General features: G+C 73.4%; 13 protein-coding genes and 1 pseudogene. 9 read left to right on the top strand and 5 right to left on the bottom strand.

The features are described from left to right. Positions 1-78: 78 nt before the first annotated feature. Positions 79-1,523, top strand: a pseudogene (locus QHG49_RS14290) (protein kinase); the annotation flags it as partial. Between the two features lie 21 nt (positions 1,524-1,544). Here the strand turns inward: QHG49_RS14290 and QHG49_RS14285 are convergent. Continuing rightward, a complete protein-coding gene (locus QHG49_RS14285) occupies positions 1,545-2,405 on the bottom strand; it encodes an AraC family transcriptional regulator (protein WP_301489983.1) in 861 nt (286 codons plus the stop codon). A 101-nt stretch (positions 2,406-2,506) separates the two neighbouring features. Between QHG49_RS14285 and QHG49_RS14280 the strand changes: the two genes are divergently transcribed. From QHG49_RS14280 to QHG49_RS14265, 4 genes are all read left to right on the top strand, one after another. After that, positions 2,507-3,412 carry an MBL fold metallo-hydrolase gene (locus QHG49_RS14280; protein WP_159704229.1) on the top strand — a complete coding sequence of 302 codons (906 nt, stop codon included), beginning with the start codon at positions 2,507-2,509 and terminating at the stop codon, positions 3,410-3,412. Between the two features lie 46 nt (positions 3,413-3,458). Next, positions 3,459-4,553: a serine/threonine-protein kinase gene (locus QHG49_RS14275; protein WP_301489982.1), complete on the top strand. Its 1,095-nt coding sequence runs from the start codon at positions 3,459-3,461 to the stop codon at positions 4,551-4,553. A 136-nt stretch (positions 4,554-4,689) separates the two neighbouring features. Next, the gene (locus tag QHG49_RS14270) at positions 4,690-6,333 is read left to right on the top strand and encodes a succinic semialdehyde dehydrogenase (RefSeq protein WP_301489981.1); all 1,644 of its coding nucleotides are present in this window, start codon (positions 4,690-4,692) and stop codon (positions 6,331-6,333) included. Positions 6,334-6,405: 72 nt separating this feature from the next. After that, complete coding sequence (locus tag QHG49_RS14265; protein ID WP_301489980.1) at positions 6,406-8,187, top strand: GMC family oxidoreductase; 1,782 nt, start codon at positions 6,406-6,408, stop codon at positions 8,185-8,187. Between the two features lie 491 nt (positions 8,188-8,678). Here the strand turns inward: QHG49_RS14265 and QHG49_RS14260 are convergent, their stop codons facing one another. Further along, entirely contained in the window at positions 8,679-8,963 is a 285-nt protein-coding gene (locus tag QHG49_RS14260) for a chorismate mutase (RefSeq protein WP_145482926.1), read from the bottom strand. A gap of 342 nt (positions 8,964-9,305) precedes the next feature. On the opposite strand from QHG49_RS14260, the gene guaA reads away from it, so the two are divergent. Beyond that, the gene (gene guaA, locus QHG49_RS14255; RefSeq protein WP_145482929.1) at positions 9,306-10,880 is read left to right on the top strand and encodes a glutamine-hydrolyzing GMP synthase; all 1,575 of its coding nucleotides are present in this window, start codon (positions 9,306-9,308) and stop codon (positions 10,878-10,880) included. 30 nt (positions 10,881-10,910) lie between these two features. Here guaA and QHG49_RS14250 read toward each other — a convergent pair whose 3' ends face one another. Then, complete coding sequence (locus QHG49_RS14250) at positions 10,911-11,378, bottom strand: pyridoxamine 5'-phosphate oxidase family protein (RefSeq protein WP_159704241.1); 468 nt, start codon at positions 11,376-11,378, stop codon at positions 10,911-10,913. Between the two features lie 173 nt (positions 11,379-11,551). Between QHG49_RS14250 and QHG49_RS14245 the strand changes: the two genes are divergently transcribed. The 3 genes from QHG49_RS14245 to QHG49_RS14235 all read left to right on the top strand — a co-directional run bounded on the left by QHG49_RS14245 (position 11,552) and on the right by QHG49_RS14235 (position 14,531). After that, positions 11,552-12,346: a class II aldolase/adducin family protein gene (locus tag QHG49_RS14245; RefSeq protein WP_301489979.1), complete on the top strand. Its 795-nt coding sequence runs from the start codon at positions 11,552-11,554 to the stop codon at positions 12,344-12,346. 227 nt (positions 12,347-12,573) lie between these two features. Then, a complete protein-coding gene (locus QHG49_RS14240) occupies positions 12,574-13,854 on the top strand; it encodes a hypothetical protein (protein WP_145482937.1) in 1,281 nt (426 codons plus the stop codon). Positions 13,855-14,003: 149 nt separating this feature from the next. Further along, positions 14,004-14,531 carry a DoxX family membrane protein gene (locus QHG49_RS14235; protein WP_301489978.1) on the top strand — a complete coding sequence of 176 codons (528 nt, stop codon included), beginning with the start codon at positions 14,004-14,006 and terminating at the stop codon, positions 14,529-14,531. 223 nt (positions 14,532-14,754) lie between these two features. Here the strand turns inward: QHG49_RS14235 and QHG49_RS14230 are convergent, their stop codons facing one another. Then, positions 14,755-14,964, bottom strand: a complete 210-nt coding sequence (locus QHG49_RS14230; RefSeq protein ID WP_145482943.1) for a hypothetical protein — start codon at positions 14,962-14,964, stop codon at positions 14,755-14,757. Then, the gene (locus QHG49_RS14225) at positions 14,951-16,576 is read right to left on the bottom strand and encodes a PspC domain-containing protein (protein ID WP_301489977.1); all 1,626 of its coding nucleotides are present in this window, start codon (positions 16,574-16,576) and stop codon (positions 14,951-14,953) included. Before QHG49_RS14225 ends, QHG49_RS14230 begins: the two co-directional genes overlap by 14 nt. Between the last annotated feature and the right edge of the window lie 94 nt (positions 16,577-16,670).

The raw sequence follows: 16,670 nt of genomic DNA, 5'->3' as shown, positions 1-16,670 counted from the left end.
GGCGCGGCGCGTCACGGGTTCGTGACCGGTACCGCTTCCGGGTGGATCGGGTGCGCGGTGGCGCGATATGGATGGCGCATGAGCAGTGACGGGGGAGCGGGCCGGGCGGCCGACGACACGACGAGTTTCGTCCCTAAGCCGCCGCGGCCGCGCACACGACGGGACCCGGTCGCGGTCCCCGGTCCGGCCACCGGCGACGAGCCCTGACAGCGGGCCGTCACCGGCTGACGGGCAGGCTGGGCCGGGGCGGCATGGGCACGGGGTGGCGGGCCCGGGACGAGACGGTGGGCCGCGAGGTCGCCGTCAAGGAGCCCCGGATACCGGACCACCTTCCCGAACGGGAACGCGCCAACGCCTGCGAGCGCATGCGCCGCGAGGCCCGCGCCGCCGCCCGCCTGGACCATCCGGCCGTGGTCAGTGTGTACGACGTCGCGGTGGTCGACGGCCGCCCCTGGCTGGTGCTGGAGCTGCTGCACGGCCGCACGCTGGGCGATGTGCTCGACGAGGGCACCCTGGACGCGCGCGAGGCCGCCCGGATCGGCCTGGAGGTGCTCGGCGCGCTGGAGGCGGCGCACGCGGCGGGCGTCCTGCACCGGGACGTGAAGCCCGACAACGTGCTGCCGGGACGGCACGGCCGGGTCGTCCTCACCGACTTCGGCATCGCGCGGATCGGGGGCGACACCCGGCTCACGGACACCGGCGGCTTCGTCGGCTCGCCCGAATACGTCGCGCCGGAACGGGTGTCGGGGCAGCTCCCGGGGCCCGCGAGCGACCTGTGGTCCCTCGGCGTACTGCTGTACACCGCGACCGAGGGCGTCTCGCCGTTCCGGCGCGGCAGCACCCCGGCGGCCCTCCAGTCCGTCCTCGACGCCACCCCGGCCCCGCCCTCGGCGGCCCGGGGCCCGCTGGCCGAGGCCATCGACGGGCTGCTGCGCAAGGACCCGGCACGGCGGCCGTCCGCGCGGCGGGTGCGCGAGCTGCTGACGGAGGCGGTCCGGCCACCGGCGCAGCAGCCGCGGCCCACCGGGCCCCCGGCCCCGCCCTCGCGGGTCGCCCCGCCGCCGGTCCCGTCGGCGCAGGTCGCCCCGCCGTCCGCGCGCCGCCGGTGTCCCGGTCGTATCGCCTGGCTGGGCGCGGGCGGGGCGGTGGTGGCGCTCGCGGTGGGGGCGTTTCTCGTGCCGGCCGATCCCTTCGCGGACCCGCTCCCCGACGGGTGGGCGATGCGGCCCGAGGGCAGGCTGGGCGCGAGCCTCGCCGTACCCGCCGGGTACCAGGTGTCCCGGCCGGAATCGGACGACACCGACAAGAACTGGGTGGCGTACACCGACTGGAGCGCCGCCGTCTCGATCACGCTCGACCTGGCCCGCGCGTCGGAGGACGACTCCGGGGAGATCAAGAACTCGGCGCGGGCCCAGATGTACGCGGACGACGAGGAGTTCCGCGTCCAGGGCGAGTACTCCCTCGGCATGCCCAAGGGCGCGCGGACGCGTCCGGACGACACCGCGACGTACCGGGGCCGGGAGGGCTTCCAGGGGGTCCGGGTGTCAGGAGGCCGCCGTCGCGCGGTTCCGGTAGCGGCCCGGGGTGATCCCGAACTCCCGGGTGAAGGCGTGCGAGAGGGCGTACGGGCTGCCGTACCCCGTCTCGCGCGCCACCGTCGCGAGCGGCGCGTCGGACGCGCGCAGCCGGGCCGCCGCCAGCGTCAGCCGCCACCAGGTCAGGTACGCCATCGGGGAGCGGCCGACCAGGGCGGTGAAGCGGCGCGCGAGGGTGGCCCGGGAGACCCCCGCCTCGGCGGCCAGCCGCTCGGCGGTCCAGGGCGCCGCCGGTTCGGAGTGCAGCGCCCGCAACGCGGCCGTGGTCACGGGGTCGTTCAGCACCGCGGGCCACGCCCCGGTGTGCGCCCGGCCCATCCAGGCGCGCACCATGTAGACCAGCAGCAGGTCCAGCAGGCTCGGCAGCGCGAGGCAGCCACCCGGCCGCTGCTCCTCCAGCTCCCGCGCCAACAGGTCCACGGCGGCCCGCAGTTCGGCCTGCTCGCCGACCCGGTGCGGCAGATGCACCACCTGCGGCAGCTCCGCCATCAAGGGGTGCGTGCGACTGCGGTCCAGCCGGTACTTGCCGCACAGCAGCTCGACCTCGCCGCCGTCCCCGGTGCTCGTCAGCGCGTGCCCCGCGCCGTGCGGCAGCAGCGCCACGTCACCCGGCCCCAGCACCACCGACTCGCCGTCGCCGTTGCCGTCGTCGCCGTCCCGCAGCAGTCGGCAGGTGCCGCCGAGGACGACATGGAAGCCCGCCCCCTCGTACGGCGGCAGCAGCTGCGCCCACCGGCCGCTCACCCGGAGCCGGTCCGAGGAGGGGCTGCCCACCCGGACCGCGGAGATCGCGTCGCTCACCACGTCCATGCCTCCATCATGCCTCTGCCCCGCCGCCATGAGACGGCGGCGTATCCGGATGAGCGGGAAGAGCATTGGAGCGCTCACCCACGGCTCCTAGAGTCGGAGGCATGGCGGACGAACAGGACGTACGGACATTCACCGTCGGCGATGTCGAGGTGCTGCGGATCGTGGAGCGACAGGGGCCCCTCGTGCCGGCGAAGCGGCTGGTGCCCGGGGCCGGGGCGGAGGTGTGGCGGGAGCACGCGGCGGAGCTGGTGCCCCGGTACTGGGATCCCGAGCGGGACATGGCGATGCTGGCGGTGCAGACCTGGGTGGTGCGCAGCGGCGGGCGGACCGTGCTGGTGGACACCGGGGTGGGGCGGGACCGCGAGCGGCCGGGCAATCCGCTCTTCCACCGGCAGCCGGGGGACCTGCCGGGGCTGCTGCGGCGGGCCGGGGTGGATCCGGCGGAGGTCGACGTCGTCGTGAACACGCACATCCACGGCGATCACGTCGGCTGGAACACCCATGACGAGAACGGGGAATGGGCGCCCACCTTCCCCCGCGCCCGCTATCTGCTCCCGGCCGCCGACGACCGCTACTTCGGCCCCGAGGGCGGCTACGGGGGCGGGGCGCGGGTGGACGACCGGCTGCTGTACGAGGACAGCATCGCGCCCGTGCACCGGGCGGGGCAGGCCGTCGTATGGGAGGACGGGTACCGCATCGACGAGCATCTCCGCCTGGAGTCCGCGCCCGGGCACACCCCGGGATCGTCGGTGCTGCGGGTCTCCTCGCGGGGCGAACACGCCCTGTTCGTCGGCGATGTGCTGCACAGCCCGGTGCAGATCCTGCGGCCCGAGTGCGGCAGCTGCTTCTGCCTCGATCCGGCGGGGGCGGCCGCGACCAGGCAGCGGCTGCTCCAACAGGCGGCGGACGAGCGGGCGTTGGTGGTCCCGGCGCACTTCGCGGGCACGGGTGTCGTCGAAGTGCGGGAGGAGAACGGCGGGTTCGGACTGCGCCGGTGGGCCGTCTGAACCGCCCGCTTCGACAACGGCGCGGTGCGCGCGGTACTGATGGGACATGGCTGACGACGGCGAACACCCGCTCGGCGCACATCCGAACGGCACGCGTCTGATCGGCGGGCGCTACCGGCTGACCGAGCGCCTCGGCACCGGACCCACCGGAACCGTCTGGCGCGCCGAGGACGAGGGCGGCGAGGGGCGCGGCCGGGTCGCCGTCAAGGAGCCGTCGCTGCCCGGCGATCCGGCCGCGGACGAGGAGAGCCGGCGGCTCGCCCACCGGCTCTACCGGGAGGCCCGCGCCGCGACCCGGGTGCGGCATCCGTCCGCCGTCACGGTGTACGACGTCGTCACCGAGGCGGGCGTCCCCTGGATCGTGATGGAGCTGGTGGCGGGCGAGTCCCTGGGCGAGGCGCTGCGCCGGGGTCCGCTGCCGCCCGCCGAGGCCGCGCGCATCGGCCTCGCCGTCCTCGGCGCCCTGCGCGCCGCGCACGCGGTCGGCATCGTGCACCGCGACCTCAAACCGGCCAACGTGCTGCTGGAATCGGGCACGGGGCGGGTCGTCCTCACCGACTTCGGGATCGGGGACGGGCCGGGCGGGGGTGGATCCGGTGGTGCCGGGGGTGGTGAGGGCGTGCTCGGTGGTGCCGGGTTCACTGGGGCTGGGGCTGGGGCTGGGGCTGGGGCTGGGGCTGGGGCTGGGGCTGGGGCTGGGGCTCAGGCCGGTTCCGGGTTCGGTCGCGCCGGGGACGGGGCCGGCCGTGGCGGTGGGGCCGGGCCCGGGGCCGGGCCCGCCTCCGATCTGTGGTCCCTGGGCGCCCTGCTGCGCGCCGCCCTCGGCGACACGGACCCCGGCCCGCTCGGCCCCCTCCTGGAGCGGCTGCGCGCGGAGCGCCCCGAGGCCCGGCCGGACGCGGCGCGGGTGGCGGCGGAGCTGCGCGCGTACCTGGGCGTGACGGACGTACCGGAACCGGCCGGCGTACGAGACAGGCGGGACCCCGGCGCCGTACCGGACGAGCGGCCGCGGCCCGGCGCGCAGCCGCAGGCAGGCCCCGGGCGGCCGGACCCCGAGTCGCAGCCCGGACCCGCACCCCGTCGCCGTACCCCCTTCACCACCCTCACCCTCCTCCTGGCCAAAAAACCCGCAGGCGACTGATCGGGCGGGTGTTCGAGCCGGCAACCGGCTGATCAGGCCATTCGTTGCCAGTGATCACTGGCAGGGTGTGAGCGCTCGGTGAATCCCCGTTACCGACGGGTACACAAAGCGTTCGGCGCGGCATACCCTGCGCCTCATGACGGACACGCAGGCCCCGGACACGCAGGCCCCGGACACGCAGGTCCCGGCCATCGCCGGTACCAACCCCCTCGCGCCCTCCCCCGAGGGCGTCCGCACCGCCGCCGACGTGGTCACCCCGGAACTGGTGGCCCGGCTGGCCAAGGGCGTCACCGGTTCCGGCCGGACCGCCAACCACATGCCGTTCACCGGCGAGAAGCTGGCCGACCTGCCCGAGTCCACCCCCGAGGACGTGCTCAAGGCCTTCGAGGCGGCGCGTGCCGCGCAGGCCGTCTGGGAGCGCACCCCGGTACGGCAGCGGGCCGCCGTCCTGCTCCGCTTCCACGATCTGATCCTCGAACGCCAGGCCGAGGTCCTCGACCTGGTGCAGCTGGAGACCGGCAAGGCCCGGCTGCACGCGCACGAGGAGGTGCTGGCCGTCGCCATCGCGGCCCGCCACTACGGCCGCAAGGCCCCCGCCTATCTGCGCGCGAAGCGGCACACCGGCGCCGTGCCGACCCTGACCAAGGTCACCGAACTGCGCCACCCGCGCGGGGCGGTGGGCCAGATCGCGCCCTGGAACTACCCGCTGGAGCTGTCCGTCGGCGACGCGCTGCCCGCCTTCGTCGCGGGCAACGCGGTCGTGATGAAGCCGGACACCGAGACCTGCCTCACCGCCCTGTGGGCCCGCGACCTGCTGATCGAGGCCGGGCTGCCCGAGGGCGTCTTCCAGGTCGTCCTCGGCGAAGGCCCGGTCGTGGGGCCCGAGTTGGTCAAGCACGCCGACTACGTCTCCTTCACCGGCTCCACCCGCACCGGCCGCGAGGTCGCCCAGGGCGCCGCCGCCCGGCTGATCGGCGTCTCCCTCGAACTCGGCGGCAAGAACGCCATGCTGGTGCTGGACGACGCCGACATCGAGAAGGCCGCCGCCGGTGCCGTGCGCGCCTGCTTCTCCTCGGCCGGCCAACTCTGCATCTCCATCGAGCGGTTGTACGTCCACGAGTCGGTCGCCGACGACTTCCTGGAGCGCTTCGCCGCCCGCACCAGGGCCATGCGGCTCGGCAACTCCCTCGCCTACGGCGCCGACATGGGCTCCCTGGTCGGCGAACGCCAGCTGGAGACCGTGGAACGGCATGTGCGCGAGGCCGTCGACAAGGGCGCCACGGTGCTCGCGGGCGGCGTGGCCCGGCCCGACATCGGCCCCTACTTCTTCGAGCCCACCATCCTCGACGGCGTCGAGGGCTCCATGGCGGTCTGCGAGGAGGAGACCTTCGGCCCGGTCGTCTCCGTCTACCGCTTCTCCGACGTGGACGAGGCCGTCGAGCGCGCCAACGCCACGCCGTACGGCCTCAACGCCTCGGTCTGGACGACCAGTTCGAGCCGCGGCCGGGACATCGCCGCCCGGCTGCGCACCGGCACGGTCAACGTCAACGAGGGCTACGCCCCCGCCTACGGCAGCGTCCAGTCCCCGATGGGCGGCATGAAGGACTCCGGACTCGGCCGCCGCCACGGCTCCGAGGGCATCCTCAAGTACACCGAGGCCCAGACGGTCGCCCAGCAGCGGCTGCTGCCGATGGCGCCCTCGCTGGGCATGTCGGACGAGGGCTACGCCCGCTTCATGACCACGAGCCTGCGCGTGCTGAAGGCGCTCCGGTTCAGGTGAGCCGCTGGGGGCGCGGGAACCGCGCGCGACACCACGGACGGCCCGCACCCGACACACAACGAGGAGAGACCCGTGCCCCAGGACTCCTACGACTACGACGTCATCGTGGTCGGCTCCGGCTTCGGCGGGTCCGTGTCCGCCCTGCGCCTGACCGAGAAGGGCTACCGGGTCGGCGTCCTCGAAGCCGGGCGCCGCTTCACCCGTCAGTCCCTGCCGAAGAACTCCTGGGACCTGAAGAACTACCTCTGGGCCCCCAAGCTCGGCATGTACGGCATCCAGCGCATCCATCTGCTGGGCAATGTGATGGTGCTGGCCGGCGCGGGCGTCGGCGGCGGCTCGCTCAACTACGCCAACACCCTCTACGTACCGCCGAAGGCGTTCTTCGAGGACCCCCAGTGGAAGGACATCACCGACTGGCAGGAGGAGTTGCAGCCGTACTACGACCAGGCCAAGCGGATGCTCGGCGTGCGGCTCAACCCGACGATGACCCCCTCGGACGTCCATCTGAAGGCGGCCGCCGAGCGGATGGGCGTCGGCGACACCTTCCACTTCGCGCCGGTCGGCGTCTTCTTCGGTGACGGCGAGGACGCCGACGGCACGGCGAAGGCGGCCCCGGGGCAGCCGGTGCCCGACCCGTACTTCGGCGGGGCCGGACCGCGGCGCAACGCCTGCACCGAGTGCGGCGAGTGCATGACCGGCTGCCGGCACGGCGCCAAGAACACGCTGAACGAGAACTACCTCCACCTCGCCGAGAAGGCGGGCGCCGTGGTCCACCCCATGACCACGGTGGTGTCCGTCACCGACGACTCGCGCGGCGGCTACGCGGTGGCCACCCTGCCGACGGACCGCGGGAAGAAGGGCGCGGGACGGTTGTTCACCGCGCGCCGGGTCGTGATCGCCGCCGGTACGTACGGCACCCAGACCCTGCTGCACCGCATGAAGGCGAACGGCCAACTGCCGTATCTCTCGCCCCGGTTGGGTGTGCTGACCCGCACCAACTCGGAGGCGCTGGTCGGCGCGCAGACCGACAACCACCGCTACCGCAAGGCGCACGGCACCCCGCGGGCCGACTTCACCCGGGGTGTCGCGATCACCTCCTCGATCCACCCGGACGAGAACACCCACATCGAGCCGGTCCGCTACGGCAAGGGCTCCAACGCGATGGGCGGCCTGTCCATCCTCCAGGTGCCGTACACCGAGGGCTCCTCGCGGGCGCTGGCCTGGCTGGCGAACGCGGCCAGGCACCCCACCCTGGTACTGCGCTCGCTGTCCAACCGCCGCTGGTCCGAGCGGAGCATCATCGGCCTGGTGATGCAGTCCCTGGACAACTCGCTGACGACGTACCTGAAGCCGGGCGGCGTCGGCAGGGGCCTGCTCACCGCGCGCCAGGGGCACGGCGCGCCCAACCCCAAGCAGATCAGGGCCGCCTCCGAGGCCGCCGCCGCGCTCGCCGCCGAGATCAACGGCTTCCCGGGCAGCAATGTCGGCGAGCTGATGGGCACCCCGCTCACCGCGCACTTCCTCGGCGGCTGCCCCATCGGCGACTCGGCCGACACCGGGGTGATCGACCCGTACCACCGGCTGTACGGCCACCCCGGCATCTCGGTCGTGGATGGCGCCGCGGTCTCGGCGAACCTGGGCGTCAATCCGTCGCTGACGATCACCGCGCAGGCCGAGCGTGCCATGTCGTTCTGGCCGAACAAGGGCGAGGAGGATCCGCGGCCGGCGCCCGGGGCGTCGTACGAGCGGCTGAAGCCGGTGGAGCCGCGGTCGCCCGCGGTCCCGGCGGAGGCGTTCGGCGCGCTGCGGCTGCCGTTCCTGGGGATGCCGACGGTGCGGGCGAAGGCCGAGTAGCCCCGGTCCATGTGGCCCAGATCACCTGAAGATCTCGGCTCCCGGCACAACCCTCCTCCGCCGTCGCCGATCAAACCTGCTACCGGATTCGAGAAGACGGTGGAGAGGGACCTGCCTTCGGAGGGGGATGCAGGTCCCTCTTCTCATGCGCCGACGGTGTCTTCGGCGGGGGTGCCGTGGTCTGTGCGGGGACGGGGACCGGTGTGTTCCGCCGGTCGGCTCCGGGCGTCCCCGGAGCCGACCGTTCTCTTGGTGACCGGGCTGCTGTCCCCTGCCGTCCGGTCACTTCCCTGGAGCGAGGTCCCACGGCGTACGGCACGACCCGTACGCCTCATCGCCCCAGCGAGCCACGCGTGGTTCTGTCGGGCCCGCCCCTGGCTGGCACGGACACCCCGCTAACGAAGCCGCCCGCGGGGCGGTCACGGCGCCGTACGGGTGAGACGGGGGACGAACTCACGTCGGATAATCAGCTGACTCGGGGGCCCGGAGGCTCAGACGCGGCCCCGGCACAGCTCCAGCAGGGTCATGGCGAGCGAGGTGCCGGGCTTGCCCAGCGCCTCGCGGTAGTGGCCGAGGATCTCCATCTCGCGGGAGAGGCTGACCCGCCGGCCGCCGGCGGAGATCCGGGTCTGCTGGACCACGGCGGAGACGGCCGTCCGCTCCTGGATGAGGCCGATGATCCGGTCGTCGATCGCGTCGATGCGCTCCCGCGCGGCGGCGATGGTCGCCTCCGGCGTCGCGGCGGTCTCTTCGGGGGTGGTGGTGCTCGTGCTCATGTCGGGGCTCCTGATCGTTTCGTGCGGGTGCGGATGCCCTGGAACGGCGTGACCCGGAGAAACGACAGGCGCCCCGGGCCTTGTCGGCCCGGGGCGCCTGGGATGTCGCTTAAGCGTTCGGCTAAGCAGCACGACCATGGCAACCGGCGGGCCGGATGCCATAGGTAAAGACGAAGGTCGTGTGCTGATGCATGCGGCCAGTATGCCACGGCGCCCGTACGGCGGGCCCCCGCGCGGTGCGGCGGGCCCGTCCTCGCGGGCCTCCGGCGCGGCGGAGCGCTTCGCGCCCGCACCGTTAGACTCGTAGTACAGACCCCCGCCCGGACCACCAGAAGGCACCCCGTGTCATCAGCGACTCCCACTGCCCCCGACACCGTCCTGGTCGTCGACTTCGGTGCGCAGTACGCCCAGCTCATCGCCCGTCGCGTCCGCGAGGCGCGGGTCTACAGCGAGATCGTGCCGAGCACCATGCCGGTCAAGGAGATGCTCGCCAAGAAGCCCGCGGCGATCATCCTCTCCGGCGGCCCCTCGTCGGTGTACGAGGAGGGCGCGCCCCGGCTCGACCGCGAGATCTTCGAGGCCGGCGTCCCCGTCTTCGGCATGTGCTACGGCTTCCAGCTGATGGCGCTCACCCTCGGCGGCTCCGTCGACAACAACGGCGCCCGTGAGTACGGCCGCACCGACCTGCACGTCTCCAAGCCCTCCTCCACCCTCTTCGAGGGCACCCCGGACGAGCAGCAGGTCTGGATGTCGCACGGCGACGCCTGCTCCGCCGCCCCCGAGGGCTTCGCGGTCACCGCGTCCACCGACCTGGTCCCGGTCGCCGCGTTCGAGAACGACGAGAAGAAGCTCTACGGCGTCCAGCACCACCCCGAGGTCATGCACTCCACGCACGGCCAGCAGGTCCTGGAGCACTTCCTGTACCGAGGCGCGGGCCTGGAGCCGACCTGGACCACGGGCAATGTGATCGAGGAGCAGGTCGAGGCCATCCGCGAGATGGTCGGCGACAAGCGCGCGATCTGCGGTCTGTCCGGCGGCGTGGACTCCGCCGTGGCCGCCGCCCTGGTGCAGAAGGCCATCGGCTCCCAGCTGACCTGCGTCTACGTCGACCACGGTCTGATGCGCAAGGGCGAGACCGAGCAGGTCGAGAAGGACTTCGTCGCGGCCACCGGCGTCCAGCTGAAGGTCGTCGACGCCGAGGAGCGCTTCCTGAAGGCCCTCGCCGGGGTCAGCGACCCCGAGGAGAAGCGCAAGATCATCGGCCGGGAGTTCATCCGCGTCTTCGAGCAGGCGCAGGCCGAGATCATCGCCGACGCGGGCCCGGCCGTGGAGTTCCTGGTCCAGGGCACCCTCTACCCGGACGTGGTCGAGTCCGGCGGCGGCACCGGCACCGCCAACATCAAGTCGCACCACAACGTCGGCGGCCTGCCCGAGGACCTTGAGTTCCAGCTGATCGAGCCGCTGCGCAAGCTGTTCAAGGACGAGGTCCGGATGGTCGGCCAGGAGCTGGGCCTGCCGGACGAGATCGTCCAGCGCCAGCCGTTCCCCGGCCCGGGCCTCGGCATCCGCATCGTCGGCGAGGTCACCAAGGAGCGCCTGGACCTGCTGCGCGACGCCGACGCCATCGCCCGCGAGGAGCTGACCGCGGCCGGCCTCGACCGCGAGATCTGGCAGTGCCCGGTGGTCCTGCTCGCCGACGTCCGCAGCGTGGGCGTCCAGGGCGACGGCCGCACCTACGGTCACCCGATCGTGCTGCGCCCCGTCTCCTCCGAGGACGCCATGACCGCCGACTGGTCCCGGCTGCCCTACGACGTCCTCGCCCGCATCTCGACCCGCATCACCAACGAGGTCCGGGACGTCAACCGCGTCGTCGTCGACGTCACCTCGAAGCCGCCGGGCACCATCGAGTGGGAGTAGGCCCGAGGGGGAGCAGGGCTCCCCTGAGGCTCAGGTCCGCCTGAGAGCCCGCACCGGCTCTCCGGGCTTCCAGACCTGGACGACCAGACAACGGTCGTCCTCGACACAGGTCCGCACGACCTCCGTCAACTCGGTGCGGAAGAGGTGGAACGGCCCCGGCGGTTCCACCTCTTCCCCGTATCCGGCCTTCACCTCCCCGTCCCCGACCTCGTAGGCCCGCCCGCCGATCCGCATGTCGCCCTCGGCCATCGCGGTGCCGTCGCCCGGATTGGAGTGGAGCGCGAACCGCGGGTCGCGCAGCAGGTCGCGGGCCTTCACTGAGCCCGGCATCATGCCGAGCCACAGCTCGCCGCCGAGGAAGCGCACCTCCAGCCCCGAGGGACGGGGCGAGCCGTCCCGGCGCAGGGTGACGAGGACGTGGTGCCGGAAGGCGCCGAAGCGCCGCTCGACGGCCGCAGCGAAGTCCGGTTCGGCCGTGGTGAAGTCTGCCCAGTTCATACCGGCCGAGTGTGCTCGCCCAACCCGACACCTCCTGTCGCCTTTCCCGTCCGAACCCTCGTCCGTCCCCGCCCGCTCTCCATCTGCGCGCCATCTTTACGGCACAGCCCTGCCTTTTTGGGCCGACCGGCGGTAACTTCCGGCCCGTACCGCCTACCAGCGCTGGAGGACCTATGTCCGGGCCCACCCCGCCGCTGCCGCTGTCCACCGACCAGCTGCAGTTCGCCATGCCGCCGATGCACGACTCGGTCGAGGACGAGCGCCGGCACCGCAAGGAACGGCTCGCCGGAGCCCTGCGGATCTTCGGGCGGAACGGCTTCGAGGACGGCGTCTCCGGCCACATCACCGCCCGCGACCCGGAGTTCAGCGACTGCTTCTGGGTCAACCCCTTCGGCATGCCCTTCCGGCACGTCACCGTCGGCGACCTCGTCCTCGTCAACCAGGACGGACAGGTCATCGAGGGCCGCTACCACGTCAACCAGGCCGCCTTCACCGTGCACGCCCAGGTGCACGCCGCCCGCCCGGACGTCGTCGCCGTCGCCCACTGCCACTCCGTGCACGGCCGTGCCCTCGCCGCCCTCGGCGACCTCATCGACCCCCTCACCCAGGAGAGCTGCGCCTTCTACGAGGACGCCGCCCTCTACGACGCCTACACCGGTGTCACCGTCGACGCCCGGGAGGGCCGCCGCATCGCCGCCGCGCTCGGCTCCCGCAAGGCGCTGGTGCTGCGCAACCACGGACTGCTCACCGTCGGCGGCTCCGTGGACGCCGCCGCCTGGTGGTTCCTGTCCATGGACCGCTCCTGCCAGGTGCAGCTGCTGGCCCGCGCGGCCGGCCGCCCGGTCCTCATCGAGCACAAGCTCGCCGTCGCCACCCGCGAACAACTCGGCGGCGACCTCGTGGCCTGGATCAACTACCAGCCCCTCTGGCAGGAGATCACCCGCAGCGAACCCGACCTGCTCGGCTGAGCCCCGGGTGCGGTGGGGGGTGGGCCAGAGGCGAGTGGGGACTTCTGCGGGCGGTCGCGTCAAGACGTCGCCCGGCAGTTCACTCTCCAGGATCATGTCGGCGGCCCCCTACCGGCCCCGGTAGGGCACAATTCGCTGTTGACGTACGGGAGTTGCACGGCGACGGAACGGCTCACCGAGGGGCCGGCGGCCGTGCCGCGAGGTCGCGGGGAAGGCGGGCGTCGGACGTGGCGGTGCAGGAGGCGAGAGAGGACGCGGACGCCGAGGGCGTCCACGAGGGCGGCTGCGGCTGCGGGGACTGTCCGCACGGCGCACGCGAGGGACACCGGCGGGCCGTCGCCGCGTTCCTGCGGCGCCGCGACGAGTTCGCCGCCGGTCAGGGCCTGCCCGCCGCCGTGGCCTACTCTCCCTCGGCCTCCCGCCAGTGGATCTCCGAGGAACTGACCCAGCGCGCCGAGGCCGTCGCCGAACGCGGGCGCGCCGAGGGCGAGATGTGGCTCACCCGCCTGTGGCTGCGCACCCTGTGCACGGTGTGGGGCGCGGTCGTCGCCCTGCTGCTCGGCGAGGCGCTGACCGCGATCGGCGCCGGCTGGACCACCGCCCGCACCGCGGCCCTGCTCGCCGCCCTCGTCGTGGCCGGCACGCTGTCCGCCGCCTGCTGGTTCCACCGGGCGCGCGGTGGCGCTCTCGCCCCGGTGATCGGCGAGGACCATCGCATGTCCACCTCCCGTTCCGTCGCCGTCTGCTGGGTCCTGTTCATCGGCTACGCCGTCCTGCTGCTCGCCGCCCGCCTCGCCGCCGCCTCCGGCCACGCCGAACGCGACGCGCTCATCTCGGGCCTCGACCTCGCCCGCGGCGCCGGCGTGGTGACCGTCCTCGCCGTGGTCTGCGGCATCGCCGTCCTGGTCCGCCGGGTGGTGGGCCTGCGCATCCTCGCCCAACGGCTCCAGAAGGTCCCGGCCCACCGCCCGCGCGCCGCCGACCTGCTCACCGACGACTCCGGCCGGGGCGCCTTCACCGACATCCAGTACGTCGCCATCAGCGCCGTCGCCCTGGTCTTCGCCGCCGTCCGGCTCGCCCGCCGCCCCGACCAGCTGCCCGACCTGCCCTGGGGACTCGCGGTCGTCGTCCTGATCTCGGCCGCCACCTATCTGGCGGGCAAGTACGCGGAGGGCGGCCGCGCGGTCATCCTCTCCGTGGTCCGCGCCCGCGAACCCGGCGACCTGGACGGCCCGATCCGTACCGGCGACGACATCGAGATCCGCGGCACCGGCTTCGTCCCGCCCGGCGCCCGGACCGCCGAACGGCTCTCCCGCATGGTCGTCCGCATCGGCGCCGTCGACGTCCACGTCCCGCTGGTCCCGGTCACCGGCGGCTTCCGCAACCCCACGGACACCGTCCTGACCGTCCCCGTCCCGGCCGACGTCGAGCCCGGCTCGGTGGAGGTCCAGGTGGTGACCGCGGCCGGAGTGCCGACCAACCGCTGCACGGTCCAGATCACCGAGTGAGCGTCCGCCACTCGCGATCCTCCTCTCATACGAACGCCTGAAATCCGGAAAAACCCGTGGGCGATGATTGAGCGTCCCCTCCTTGTCATACATATGGTCGGGAGAGCGGGCAGGTACGGCAGGACAGCGGGCGAGAGGCGGCAGGCAGGATGACCGGTATTCGGATGGACACGCGCACCACCCGGCTGAACAGCCACAGCGGCTGGCGGGACACCGCCGCCCACTACGCCCTGCTGCCCCTGCGCGTCTTCCTCGGCGTCACCTTCCTCTACGCGGGCCTCGACAAGCTCACCGACAGCACCTTCATGAAGGCCGCCGGCGCCGGCTCGATCGGCGACACCATGCACGCGGCCCGCGGCACCGCCGCCCTCCCCGCCCTGATCGACCTCGCCCTGAAGAGCCCGGTCGGCTTCGGCTACGCCATCGCCCTCGGCGAACTGGCCGTCGGCATCGCCACCCTCCTCGGGCTGCTCGGCCGCCTCGCCGCACTGGGCGGCGCGCTGATCTCCCTCAGCCTGTGGCTGACCATGAGCTGGGCCACGACCCCCTACTACTACGGCAACGACCTCGCCTACCTGATGGCCTGGCTGCCCCTGATCCTCGCCGGCGCGCCCTACCTCTCCCTGGACGCCGCATGGCGCGCCCGGGGGCGGCAGCGGTCGCTCGGGTATCTGTAGGGCGGTCGAGGGGGAGGCGTCTGGTACGGGTACCAACGGGTCGGCAGGCTGGGTGCTGGGTGCTGTCGTGTCGCCGCCGTCACGCCGTCACGCCGCGGTGTCGTGCCGTCGGAGCGTCGGAGTGCCGGAGCGGTTGGGCCGTCCGGACCGTCGGGCACGGTAGCGGCTCGCCGCCGTGTGCCCCTGGCCGGTCGGTGTCCCCGGCAAGATCCGAAAGAGAGCCCTAGCCCCGCTCGGTCCCGCCCCGCCCCCGTATCACCCGGTCGAGCGTCGCCGTGGCGCCGGCCAGGCACAGGCCGCCGATCACCAGCGGGACGATCGCGAACCAGGGGGCCTTCCACAGGCCGCCCGCGTCCCCGGCGTACACCACCCCGGCGGCGATGAGGAACAACCCGGCGACCAGCTTCCCCGGCCGGAACTCATGGCGCAGCACGGTCCACCTCCACCTCTCCGGCCCCGACCCCGAGGGTGAGGTCCAGGGTGCCGCTGTCCTTGCCGCCCCTGAGCGGTGTCAGGGTCACGTCCCTGTGCCGTTGCGGCAGCACGTCCACGTCCTCTCCGTTCTTCTCGCCCGGCAACTTGATGTCGCCCACGCCCACATCGATGTTCATCCGCACGGTCGCGTCGGCCGGCACGATCACCTTCAGCCGGCCCGCCCCGACGTGCGCGTCCGTGCTGACGGTCTGCCCCTCGGCCGGGTGTACCCGGGTCAGGTCGAGGGTGCCCCGGCCCGTGCCCAGCTCGTACGACGGCCGGACCTGTGCCGAGGCGCCGGGTATCCAGGCCGTGTCCCGCCAGTGCGTGGTGATGTCCCGGGGCATCGCCGCCGCCCCGCCGAGCAGGGCCGCCGTGACGATCGCGAGGAACACCGTCCCGGCACCGGTGCGGCCCAGGAACGAGCTGACCGCGATGCCCAGGCCGAAGACGGCCAGCGCGCAGGCGAGCCCGGTCTGAAGGCTGCCGCCCAGCGTGTGGGTGTGCCACGTCAGCCCGGAGCCCAGGCCGCCCGCCAGCAGTGCCAGCAGGAACACCGGGCCGCCTATCCAGCGCGGTCCGCGCGACTTCGGGGGCGCGGGGTCCGGCGGCTGCTTCGCGGCGGCGCCGGGATGGGTCCAGGGGGTGGCGAGGCGGACGTCGACGACCGAGAGCAGGTCTCCGTCCCGGATCCGCGCGTCGCCGGGCCCCCACAGATAGCCGGTGCCGCCGACATGGCCGCCGTCCTTGACGATCGGGTCCCGCCACCACGAGGGGTAGCTGGTGACGACCGGCGGCGCCTGTGCCTCCGGCGGTGCGTCGGCGGCGGCCTGTGCGGCCAGCGGGTCGGGGTCGGGGGCGTCACGGCGCCGTGACCAGTACCCGGCGCCGGCGAGCATCAGCGAGAGCACCGCGGCGAAGGCCAGGGCCCCACCGTTTCTCAGCATGGTCAGGAAGGTGCCGCAGCCGACCAGGGCGAACAGCACGGCGGCCAGCGCCTGGCCGTCGACCCGGCCGGTCAGCAGCTTGCGCAGCTCGTTCTCCTCCTCGTCCTCGTACGGCACCAGCAGCCATACGAAGCCGTAGAAGATGAGACCAAAGCCACCGGTCGCGGACAGGACGGCCAGGGTGATGCGGAATATCACCGGGTCCATGTCGGCCTGCCGGCCGAGCCCCGCGCACACGCCCGCGATCATCTTGTACCGGCGCCCGCGCCGGAACCGGTCGGGTGCGTCCTCGGCGGGGCCCGGCTGCCGCGGGGGCTCCTGCGGCTGCCCCTCTTTCTGCGCCCGGCCCTGTTCCTGCTCCTGCTCCTGTTCCTGCTGCTGTTCCGGCCCGGGTCCCTGTCCCGGCTCTTGCGCGCCGGTGTGGGCGCGGGGGCCCCCGCCCGTGCTGTCCGTCTTCTCCGCGTCGCCCGTCTTCTCTGTGCCTTTCGCGCGAGGGGCGGAGCCGTCGAAGGCCGCGCCCGCTCCCTCCGTCGCGGCGGGCGCGGCATCCGTCGGCCCGGTGCCCGGGGCCGGGCGCGGGCCGCCGAGTCCCGGACCCGTCGCGGCGTGCTCGTGATCCGTCATGAGTCCATGGTGACGGCCGGGGCGGCGCGGCGGCAGTCGGGACAACCCTGGGCGAACCCTGAGATCCGCCCTGAGGCGGGCCGGGGGAAGCGTT

Origin of the sequence: Streptomyces sp. WP-1, from assembly GCF_030450125.1 — a bacterium.
In the GTDB taxonomy this organism is placed as follows: Bacteria; Actinomycetota; Actinomycetes; order Streptomycetales; family Streptomycetaceae; genus Streptomyces; species Streptomyces incarnatus.
Note: the sequence above shows the minus strand (reverse complement) of the source record. Positions and strands in the feature narration are given on the sequence as shown.